The 11077-nt window shown below is 50.7% G+C and carries 10 protein-coding genes; 5 read left to right on the top strand and 5 right to left on the bottom strand.

Features of this window, described 5'->3' with window-relative positions; genetic code table 11:
- Positions 1-186: 186 nt before the first annotated feature.
- A complete protein-coding gene (locus tag NST43_RS00910; protein WP_339221934.1) occupies positions 187-951 on the top strand; it encodes a tryptophan-rich sensory protein in 765 nt (254 codons plus the stop codon).
- An 86-nt stretch (positions 952-1037) separates the two neighbouring features.
- Here NST43_RS00910 and NST43_RS00905 read toward each other — a convergent pair whose 3' ends face one another.
- The 5 genes from NST43_RS00905 to NST43_RS00885 all read right to left on the bottom strand — a co-directional run bounded on the left by NST43_RS00905 (position 1038) and on the right by NST43_RS00885 (position 5411).
- The gene (locus NST43_RS00905) at positions 1038-1418 is read right to left on the bottom strand and encodes a RidA family protein (RefSeq protein WP_339221932.1); all 381 of its coding nucleotides are present in this window, start codon (positions 1416-1418) and stop codon (positions 1038-1040) included.
- A 108-nt stretch (positions 1419-1526) separates the two neighbouring features.
- On the bottom strand, positions 1527-2189 hold the full coding sequence (locus NST43_RS00900; protein WP_339221930.1) for an oxidoreductase: 663 nt from the start codon (positions 2187-2189) through the stop codon (positions 1527-1529).
- 25 nt (positions 2190-2214) lie between these two features.
- On the bottom strand, positions 2215-3489 hold the full coding sequence (locus tag NST43_RS00895; protein ID WP_339221928.1) for an MFS transporter: 1275 nt from the start codon (positions 3487-3489) through the stop codon (positions 2215-2217).
- Positions 3490-3590: 101 nt separating this feature from the next.
- The gene (locus NST43_RS00890) at positions 3591-5006 is read right to left on the bottom strand and encodes an ATP-binding protein (RefSeq protein ID WP_209994586.1); all 1416 of its coding nucleotides are present in this window, start codon (positions 5004-5006) and stop codon (positions 3591-3593) included.
- Between the two features lie 201 nt (positions 5007-5207).
- Entirely contained in the window at positions 5208-5411 is a 204-nt protein-coding gene (locus NST43_RS00885) for a CsbD family protein (RefSeq protein ID WP_339221926.1), read from the bottom strand.
- Positions 5412-5893: 482 nt separating this feature from the next.
- Between NST43_RS00885 and NST43_RS00880 the strand changes: the two genes are divergently transcribed.
- From NST43_RS00880 to NST43_RS00865, 4 genes are all read left to right on the top strand, one after another.
- Positions 5894-6799 (top strand): FMN-binding protein, encoded by a 906-nt coding sequence (locus NST43_RS00880; protein ID WP_209994588.1) that lies wholly within the window; start codon positions 5894-5896, stop codon positions 6797-6799.
- Between the two features lie 49 nt (positions 6800-6848).
- Positions 6849-8726, top strand: a complete 1878-nt coding sequence (locus NST43_RS00875) for an FAD-dependent oxidoreductase (protein WP_209994590.1) — start codon at positions 6849-6851, stop codon at positions 8724-8726.
- 239 nt (positions 8727-8965) lie between these two features.
- The gene (locus NST43_RS00870; RefSeq protein WP_209994592.1) at positions 8966-9415 is read left to right on the top strand and encodes a hypothetical protein; all 450 of its coding nucleotides are present in this window, start codon (positions 8966-8968) and stop codon (positions 9413-9415) included.
- A gap of 18 nt (positions 9416-9433) precedes the next feature.
- A complete protein-coding gene (locus NST43_RS00865; protein WP_339221923.1) occupies positions 9434-10414 on the top strand; it encodes a polyprenyl synthetase family protein in 981 nt (326 codons plus the stop codon).
- The last annotated feature ends 663 nt before the right edge of the window (positions 10415-11077 follow it).

The raw sequence follows: 11077 nt of genomic DNA, 5'->3' as shown, positions 1-11077 counted from the left end.
CCTTCGCTGCTTGCTGATCCACTGCTTGACTACATATTACCCCGGGCCCAAGGAATGCTATCCGCGATTTTTATGACCAATTGGTCATTTTTTTCGTTGAATTAGTCTTAATTGCCGCCAAAGCGGGTATATTCTATATAGGCCAAGGCCAAAACGTAGTTATCAACCAAGTTAGGGAGTGGTCATATGACTAGAACTAATCCTTATAAGTGGGGGAATTTGCTGCTCTTCCTCGGCGTCATTGCCGTCAATACCCTTTCGGTCGTCCTGCCGCTTGGCGGGAACAGTACCGCCGAAATCTCGGACAGGTATCATACGTATCTCACACCGGCCGGATATGCTTTTTCCATCTGGTCCCTGATCTATCTGCTGCTGGCCGGATTCATTATTTATCAGTTCCGCAGCGATACCGGGAGCAGGGATTCCGTCCAGCGGATTGGAATCTGGTTCATGCTCAGCTGCATCTTCAATATGGGCTGGCTGCTCCTCTGGCATTACCTGTACATTGAGCTGTCGCTGGTGGCGATGTTGCTTCTGCTGCTCTCCCTGATCGTCATTTACCGCAAAACCCGCTTCATCGCAGACCCCACGACTGGCGAGAAGTGGCTCGTGAAGCTGCCGTTCAGCCTCTACCTCGGCTGGATCTCGGTAGCCACCATTGTCAATGTCAGCGTTGTGCTGGTGAAGAATGACTGGGACGGCTTCGGACTCAGCGCCCCGTTCTGGGCAGTCATCATGCTCTGCGTCGGTGCTCTGTTGGCTGTGCTGGTAAGCTACCCGTACCGGGACAGCATTTACCCGCTCGTCTTCGTCTGGGCCTACATCGCCATTGCTATAGAGCATAAGGACACGAATGAGGTGTATTTCACCGGCCTGATTGCAGCGGGACTTCTCTTGCTCTACAGCATCTGGCTGCTCCTGACTCCGCGCCGTTCCCGCAGCAGATACTAATACACACAAAAAATCCCCCGCACGCCTGCTTCACGTGCGGGGGATTTCCCTTTACCCTACCTTGACCGGTTGTAACCGGCCGGGGCTTATTTCTTGCGTGCTACCGCTTCGATCTCGACCAGCGCGTCCTTAGGCAGACGGGCCACCTCAACGGCACTGCGGGCCGGGTAAGGCTCGGTGAAGAAGGTGCTGTACACCTCGTTAACCGCCGCGAAATCATTCATATCCTTCAGATACACGGTTGTTTTCACCACCTGATCCATTGAGGCTCCAGCCTCTTCCAGGATGGCCTTCACATTGTTAAGCGACTGGCGTGCCTGCTCCTGCACACTGCCCGGCAGTTCCGCCGTCTGCGGGTCCATTCCGAGCTGGCCTGAAGTGTAGACCCAGTTGCCGGCAACAATGGCCTGGCTGTAAGGGCCGATCGCTCCTGGAGCTTTCTTTGTAGCTACTTGTTTTTTGGTCATAGTGAACGCCTCCTGCATGCTGTACGCGGCCTATAGACCGCTATGTACATTCTAATTGTATGCTCATTGTAAGTCCTGGAGTCTGCGGTTTGCAAACCCTGATGCCCTCTAATGCTTGCCGATCACATGAATGACGTCATTGGTGTAGATATGAACGCCGCCTGTATCGGCCAGGGCAATATTCATCATTGCCCGCGCTACCGTGGCGGCCGGAATGGCCCGGAACTTCGCAGCCTTGCCGATCATGGCGAAATCCAGTGCCTTCATCAGCACAGCCGCGGCGCGTTCACCCAGCCTGAATTCTGCCCGGTCACCCAGCAGCAACGAAGGCCGGAACAGATGCAGGCCATGGAATCCGGCAGCAATCAGGCCCTCCTCCGTCCGCCCCTTGATGCGGCTATAGAAGGTGCGCGATTTGGCACTGGCTCCCATTGAAGACACGGCCAGGAACTGCTTCACGTTATGCTCTTTGGCCAGGGCCGCAGCGGCAAGCGGATACTCCAGATCTACCCGTTCGAACTGCTCCTGCGAGCCCGCCTGCTTAATCGTCGTTCCCAGGCAGCAGAATACTGCATATACACCGGCGAATTGCTCGCTGTATTGCTCAAGCCGGTCCCAATCCACTTGAATCTGTCTCAGCTTGGGATGCTCTAGCGCAAGCGGACGGCGGACCAGTACACGGACCTCGTCCCAATTCCCGCCCAGCAGGTCCCGGGTCAGCGCACTGCCGACCAGCCCTGTAGCTCCCAGTACCAGTGCAATTCTTGTCACCGAAATAGCCTCCTTATATTCCTCCTTATTCATCCCGCAGAATACGGCGGCCCAGCAGCAGTGCCAGCAGAATCATCAGCACGCCTACCACTAACTGCATGCCATAGATCTGCATCCACTGGGGCCATTCCTTAATCCATTCATAGATACGGCCTCCCAGCAGCGGGCCGAAGAAGGCCGCCAGACCGGTGAGCGCCGCATACATCGCCATATACATCGGCCGTTCGCGCTTCGGCGTATCTCCAATAATGAAGTTGAAGGCAAGCTGGTTGAAACCGCCCACACCCACACCGAATACAATGTGGGCTGCGAATAATACCGGAAGCATCGGCAGCACGGACAAGAGTCCCCAGATCAGGGAAGAGACCGCGATAATCGGCAGCGTCCAGAGCAGCAGCTTCTTGTTGCTGTGCCTGGCATTCAGGTTGCCCCAGACATAGAAACTGGCCATCATGAAGACCGTCTGCGCGACATTCAGCAGAGACAGCTTCTCATAATTGATATTCAGCAGCTGCAGCATGACATAGGAATACAGCGGAACGGTCAGGTTCTGCAGCAGCAGCCAAGCAGACAGGAACAGCGTGGATTTCATAAACAGCTTGTCCTGAAGCGGCTTCTTGAGCATCGGCAGGAAGGCCTTCTCTTCAGATTTTTCAAACGGCACATCCGGGTAGAAGAAGAACACCACGATGTTCGAGATGGAGAAAACCCACACTACAATATACAGGATAAGGAACCCCTGTCCGCCCGGATAACGGTCAAGGATAATACCGCCTCCGTACATCACCAGGCTTCCCAGCGCGTTAAGGAACGTATTACGAATGCCAAAATAACGGCCCCGGACCCTTGCAGGCACCAGGTCACTGATGACCGAGTTCCACAGCACACCGCCTGCAGTGTTGGCAATGAAGGCAATCGTGTAAAGAACGATGAAGGCGGTAACCCAGTGCTCTTGCGGAAAAACAAACGGAACCAGGCCCGTAGATCCCCACAACAGCCGGTGTAAGCCAATAAAAGTCACGAGCGCCCACTTGCGGCTCGGCAGCCTCTGGATCAGGAAGGCCACACCAATCTGTGCGACGTTCACCAATGTAGTAAGCGCCAGGACAAATCCGATCTGACTGGAGCTGGCACCCAGGTATAACAAAAAGCCTGTAAGAAATTGGCCTTGCAGCAGCACCTGGAATATGGTGGACGGTATCCCCTCAAAGGTAGCGATCTGCAGATTCTTGCGGTGTACGGAGGCCTTGCGCAAATCCTTGGAACGGTTCCGCAGCGGCCGGTTTCTCATGATGTTCATGGGGTGTTGACTCTCCTTTGATGCGGCTTTTGCTTCATTCTACTCAGCACCAGGTTCCTGTCAATACACCGAAATCACAAATAAAGTTGGAGCTGCGGGGATTATACGGACGCGCCTGAATGCAGTGGTAAATGTAAGGAGAATATACTACCCTGGCCTTCGCGGCTATGCAGGGTAATGAAGCCGCCCAGGAGCCTGGCCAGATCATTACTGATAGATAGGCCCAGCCCCGTACCGCCATACTTGCGGCTGACGTTGAGATCCGCCTGTTCAAAGGCCTCGAAGATCAGATCATGCTTCTCCGGGGGAATGCCGATCCCGGTATCCTGCACCTCAAAGGCAATCCACTTCTGTGCAGCAGCCCCCTCCTGACGTTCCACTACACGGATATTCATAGTGACCCCGCCAGTCATTGTGAACTTGAACGCATTCGAGAGCAGATTGCGCAGAATCTGCTGCACCCGCTGGGGGTCCGTGTAGATTACCGCAGGCACCTCCTCGTCCAGAGCCACACTGAAGGTGAGCTGCTTCTGTCTGGCTAAGACGCCGAACTGCTGGACGAGCAGATCAGGGACCTCGCTGGTATTTAAATCCTCTATAATAATATCCAGCTTCCCTGCCTCTACCTTGGACAGATCGAGAATATCATTGATGAGCGACAGGAGATCCTCCCCGGAGCGGTGAATGATCCCCCCATATTCAGCAAGCTCCTCCGCACTCAGGGATTCATCGCCTTCTTCAATCATCTGAGACAGGTTGATAATGCTGTTCAGCGGGGTTCTTAATTCATGGGACATATTCGCCAGGAATTCTGATTTGAACTGTGAGGCGAGCATGAGCTGCTTGGCTCTTTCCTCGAGCACAATTTTATTCTTATGCAGCTCCTCCGTCTGCTCGGACAACAGCTTATTCGCTCTAATGATCTGTCCGGTACGCATCAGGTCCAGATGGAAATCGCGGATAATCAGCGCGAACAGAGCACTGAGGACAAGGCCTGCGGGAAAGGTAACCGGCAGAATCTTCGTTATGTAATCATGTGTGGGAATGACCCCAAATACGGCAATATTCAGCACATTCACTACATTGACTACCAGAATAGTAGCAATCCCCTTATAAATCACCGACGAAGACGAACGCTTCATCCATACGCTTAGAGCGGCACAGACAAAGCCCAGGATAGTCAGATTCAGCACGCCTACCAGCGCTGCCTCGTTCACTCCAAAGGTCAGGCGCGTAAGCCCGGTTGCGATTCCGATGATAATCAGGACCAAGGGCTGGGGGTAAGCCAGTGTAGAAATGATCAGCGGTACATACCGCAGGTCAAAAATGACATGCTCATGCAGTCTGTAGCCGAAAAAGGTGCTGATCCACCCTGCGAAGACCGCGAGCAGCACCCAGCTTACTCTTTTTACAGGCTCGGATGCGTGGGTTACAGTGTACTTGTATATTAGATTCGCCAGATACGACAGAGTGATTAGTAAAGCTGTATTCACAAAAAAGATTTTGACATATTCCATGGCTTCACTCCTGCAGCGAAAATAAGTTCACAATAATATTTATAGTATCATACTGGAGGAATGAAAAACATGAAGCGTGAGGGCTATTGCATATGTATATGTATGAGAGTGAAGGCTTCGACATGTCCGGGAGACGGCAAAAAAGCGCAAATCAGATACGATTTGCGCTCTTCTAGTGCCCTTCTTATCGTTAACTGCTGATTAGCTGCGGTGGGAGGACTCCCATTTATGGTACTCCGCTTCGGCTTCATCCTTGGAATGGCCGTAACGCTCCTGCAGCTTGCCTAACAGCTTGTCTTTTTCACCGTCGATGATATCCAGATCGTCATCTGTCAGCTTGCCCCATTGTTTCTTTGCTTCACCTTTAATCTGTAGCCATTTGCCTTTGATCACATTGTTATCCACTACAAGCTCATCTCCTTAGTTGTCTATTTAATGTCTGGCGAAAGCTTATAATTGCTTGTGAACTATTACCCCTATGACTTTTCACTGAATCTCCGAGCTGTGCCGGGGCTTCTCTTCCTCCGGGATGAAACCTTGCAGAAATACTCAACTTTTGTCACATAAAAGTCTTTTAAAAAAGCTATTCAAATATCTTAAAATTTGATATACTTCAGAAGTAAATTTATTTATGATTTAAGTGATTATTTTCACATGATAGTTCTACAGCTTGTGCTAAAATGCCATCGAACAAGAAACGATATGATTAAATTTTTTCTTATTACCTGCCGATATATGTCGTATGCCTGCTACAAAAAGGGACTTAAGTCCGAGTTGAACGTGACATTTATCATTTATAAAGTGATTTTTATCACTTCCACCGCTATTAAAATGTTTTACATTTTAATATATATATTTTAAACTATTTTCTTGGAGGTCATATCAAAATGAAAAAAGCTTCTGTAATCTTGTCGAGCGCTCTGGTATTGGGTACTTTACTCGCAGGTTGTGGCAACAGCAACAAAGCAGAGAACGCTGCTGCAACAACAGCACCTGTAGCAACTGCTACTGCCGCAACTGAAGCAACTACTGCACCTGCAGCCGAAACAGGCAAGTACCAGGACGGAACCTACTACGGTACAGTGGATGCCGATCCAGAGACTGGCTGGCAGACCTTCACACAACTGACTGTAGAAGGCGGCAAAATCACCAAAGCTGACTGGAATGCTTTCAATGTTAAAAAAGCGGGCGACTTGAAGAAAAAAGTATCCGAAGATGGCAACTATGGTCTGGTTAAAATCGGCGGTGCGAAGTCCGAATGGCATGAACAGGCTGCTCTTACTGAAGCCTACCTGATTGAAAAACAAGATCCTGCTGCTCTCACTGTAAATGCTGAAGGCAAAACAGATGCAATCTCCGGTGTATCCGTACACGTTAGTGATTTCGTTGGCGCGGCTCAGGCTGCACTTGCTGCCGGCCCTGCACAAGCAGGCCCATACAAAGATGGCGGATATACTGCTGAAGGCGAAATGGATGCTAAATCCGGCTGGAAGTCCACTGTTGCTCTGTCTGTTGCTAACGGCAACGTTGTAGCTGTTAATTTCAGCGGTGTGAATGCTGCAGGCGACGATAAGAAACAATATTCTGTAGACGGCAAATACGGCATGAAAGCCGGCGGCGCTGCTGCTGAATGGCATGAAGAAATCGCCCTTGCCGAGAAATACTACCTTGAGAACAAAGGCACAGCTCCTGCCCTGGATGCTGAAGGTAAAACAGACGCAATTTCCGGCGTATCCATCCACGTTGGTGAATATTTCACACTTGCACAAAAAGCACTTGAAGGCGCGAAATAACTATTCGCTACCCTTTTGCAGCTAATCAGATGAATGAGGTGAGTTTCTCTTGAAGAAAATAGTCATTTTGGGCGGCGGCTACGGCGGCGTACTCACGGCTAAGAAACTGGCAAAGAAATTTAAAAACGACAAAGATGTAGAAATCAAACTGATCGACCGAAATCCATACCACACTCTTTTGACTGAGCTGCATGAGGTTTCTGCGAATCGCGCACCTGAGGATTCGATCAAAATTGACTTGAAGAAAATCTTTGCCGGCCTGAAGGTAGATGTTGTTCTGGATGAAATCAGCAACATTGATTTCAAGAACAAGAAGCTGAAGTCCGACAAAGCCACCTATGCTTATGATTATCTGGTTATCGGCACAGGAAGCAAGCCAACCTTCTTCGGAATCCCTGGAGCAGAAGAGAACACCTTCTCCTTCTGGTCCTACGATGATGCAGTTGTCTTGAAGCGTCAGATCCGCGACATGTACACCAAAGCTGCGAAGGAAAAGAACCCGGCTACCCGCCGCGCAATGCTGACCTTCGTAATCATCGGTGCCGGCTTTACCGGCGTTGAGCTTGTAGGTGAAATGGCCGAGCAGCGCGAGGAGCTCTGTAAGGAATTCTTCATTGATCCATCCGAAGTTAGATTGGTCGTGGCTGATATGGCTCCGAAGATTCTGCCTATCCTGCCGGAGAAGCTGATTCAGAAAGCCGAAGCCCGTCTGCGCAAGCTGAAGGTAGAAATTGTTACCGGCGCCAAAATCACCGAAGTTGGCACAGGCTCTGTTGCCCTCGGCGAGAAGAACATCGTGGATGCACAGACAATCGTCTGGACAGCCGGTGTTGAAGGCTCCGAAATCGTCGGCAACCTTGATGTTCAACAGCAAGGCCGCAAACGTATTGTTACGAATGAACACCTCGAGAGTGTTGACCATAAGAACGTATACGTTGTAGGGGATAACATCTTCTTCATCCCTGAAGGCGAAGAACGTCCAGTTCCACAAATGGTTGAGAATGCTGAACAAGCAGCTCCGGTTATCGCAGGCAACATCACTGCCGATATCAAGGGTACGCCTAAAAAAGCATACAAACCAGGCTTCCATGGCACCATGGTTTCGATCGGCAGCCGCTACGGTGTAGCGAACGTGGGTCTTCCGGGCAAGTTCTTCATGCTGACCGGCTTCATGGCTATGTTGTCCAAACATTTCATCAATATGTTCTATCTGTCCCAGGTTGTGGGTTTCAACAAGGTCTGGACTTACATGATGCACGAGTTCTTCCATGTTGAGAACCGCAAGAGCTTCGTCGGCGGCTACTTCTCCAAGCGTTCGCCGAACTTCTGGCTCGTTCCGCTCCGTATGCTCCTCGGGGGAATGTGGTTATATGAAGGTATAGAGAAGATCCGCAAAATCTGGGTTGATCCGAATAAGATTTTCCTGATTCCTGCTGCTCCTTATGCCGACGCCACTTCAGCTGCCAGTGTAGCTGTTGATGCAGTCAAAACTACCGTAGATGCCCAATCTGCCGCTTCCGCAGTATCCACTGCCAAAGAAGCTGTATCGGCTCTTCCGGTTCCAGGCTTCATCTATGATATCTCTAACTGGTTCATGGATCTTATGTTCTATAACCCGGACGGTTCTTACACCTTCTTGGCCAAATGGTTCCAAATCGGTATGGTATGTGCCGAAATCGTGTTCGGTGTAATGCTGATCGTTGGTCTGTTCACAGCTATCTCTGCTCTGGCCACGATAGGTATGGCGGTTATGATCTGGACCACCAAGATGGCAGCAACAGAAATGCTCTGGTATGTTGGCGCAGCGATTGCCTGCATCGGCGGTTCCGGCAGCGTGTTCGGCCTGGATTACTATGTTCTTCCTTGGCTCAAGAAGCAGTGGAAGAGGATTCCTCTCGTCCGGCGCTGGTATCTGTATACCGACTGATGAACCGGGTAACCGGTAGTTAAGAACTACATTCATTTATAACAGCGGCGTATGCACAGGCTGCGCTGCTGCAAGCTGAATAGGATATTCTTAAGAGTAATGTGTCCCTAGGACACATTACTCTCCTTGTTTAACAAGGTGAAAGTACAATTATGTGTGCATCTTCAACAAAATGGTTTTGTAGGGATAATCAGGGATTTGGTTCCATCCAGCAAAACCGACAAGAAGGAGAGAAGCTTGTGAACCAAAAAATCACCCAAGATACATTCCGGCTGCTTCAGGCTGAAATGTCGAAGATCGCCGGAATTCAGTTGTCTCTCTCTCCGGCAGAATGCGAGCATATGCTCTCGGTACTGGAACGCCATGATCTGGAACATGACCGCAAAATCCATTTGCTAGGCATTTATACCATTCTTACCGTGGCTGCACAGCGCCATAAGGAATGTGTCCCACATCATCCTGACCTGACCCGCAACATTTTGGATGGAGATTACTTGTACAGCTTCTACCTGCAGTTTGCAGTGAAATGCCGGGAGCTGGATCTGGTGGCCTATATGGCCCCTTCCATCAAAAAAATGCAGATCGAACGTTCAAATGGAGAGTTCACGGAACACAATCCGGCCCGGGAGCTGGGTGATTTCCTCATTCAGGAGCGCAGACAACGAAGCCGTACCAGCAAAGCCATTTGACAGGTGGGAACACGAACGATGAAGCTGCATGAAGCCTTGAATATTGATCTGAATGAAATTAACCGTGAAATTAAGAATCTGGTGACCCATGATAAGGATGTTCCCAAAAAGTCTCAGCTGGCGCAGAGCATTCTCGAACTGACCGGCTCCGGCGGGAAACGCCTCCGTCCGCTGATGGTCATTGTCGGCAGCCGGTTTGGTCTGAGACCTGAAGGACGGCGAACCCTGCAATTATCCGCTGCGGCTGAATTTATCCATGTGGCCTCATTGATTCATGACGATATTATTGATAACGCCGAGCTGCGGCGGGGCGAGCCTGCGCTGCATATCAAGACCGGTATTCTATCCGCTGTTCATATCGGTAATTATATGTCTGCCCGCATTATTGAATTGCTCAGCAAGTACACCGGGGATAAGGACCGTTATGTTCACGATCTATCCTCTGTCGCCACGGCCCAGTTATGTCTTGGGGAATACCAGCAGTTAGAGCATGCCTTCGATTATAATCTTACGCTGGAGCAATATCTGGAGAAGTCCCGTAACAAAACCGCGCTGCTGATGGCAACCTGTCTGCGGGTAGGCGCACTATCAGCGGAGAGCAGTGCTGAGACAGCTCAGCTTCTCTATGATTTCGGCGAAGCGCTGGGGATGTCATTCCAGATTCAGGATGATATCCTGGACTTCACGCAATCCGCAGATGTACTCGGCAAGCCGGCTGGCAGCGATCTTCGCCACGGCCAGGTTACCCTTCCGGTGCTCTTCGCCTTACAGGATGCTGAGCTTGCCCCTGCCATCCGCAGAATAGGCCCTGGCTCTTCTCCTGCGGACATCGAGCAGGTCTTGGAACTGGTAAAGGGCAGTGATGCCCTGGCCCGCTCAGAGGCCGTCAGCCAGGACTACCTGGCCCGGGCTGCTGCTATTGTGGAGCAGCTCTCCGGCTTCCCGGCGCATGCCGATCTTACGACCCTGCTGCAGTACTTCGCCGGGCGTGACCGCTGAACCGGCCTTACCCGCTGGCGCGTTATATGTAATCTTTCCCAATCAAGAGCCTTTAATCAGGCTCTTTTTTGTTGCCTTGGCGGGTTCAAGGGATGGACCCTTGGATTTTAATGCTGATGATTGTACTTTGTACAATAGATCCCACCAATTCTTAAGCTCAAACGTGTTCTGTTGTATTTTGTACCATTGATTTCGTAAAAAGTGCCCCTTTCACATCCATTGAGCAAAATCTACTGTACAAAGTGCAACAGATGCGATTTTCAGACTAATTTCACCGGATTCTATTGTACGGAGTGCAATTGCAATGCCAATGGTTACTGCCGCTTCGCTAAACAAGTGAACGCAGCGAAGCGAACGTGAACGTGTTTAGCTACAGAGACTTTACAGGTTTGGGGGTTGGGGGTTGGGGGTTGGTCTTAAGCTACCTGCCCAAAAAGAAGAAAAGCGCGAAGCCTAAGCTTATCGCGCTTTTTTGCCGCCCGCCCCTGCTGGGCAGGCCTGTTGTCTTTTTTTGAAGTTAATCTTGCCTGGGGGGAGGTTAGGACGGAACGGAGAGGAATTTTGGAACTGGAGGAGCGTCAGCGTTCGCCTAAAAGCTTTCCGCAGGAAAGCTCGCTTCGGAAGCATACGCTCACTTCGGATTCCTACCGCGTTCAGCGGTTC

The sequence above is a fragment of the Paenibacillus sp. FSL H8-0332 genome (assembly GCF_037963835.1).
GTDB classification, from domain to species: domain Bacteria; phylum Bacillota; class Bacilli; order Paenibacillales; family Paenibacillaceae; genus Paenibacillus_AQ; species Paenibacillus_AQ rhizoplanae.
The sequence above is the reverse complement of the archived record's forward strand: the minus strand, read 5'-3'. Positions and strand labels throughout refer to the sequence as shown.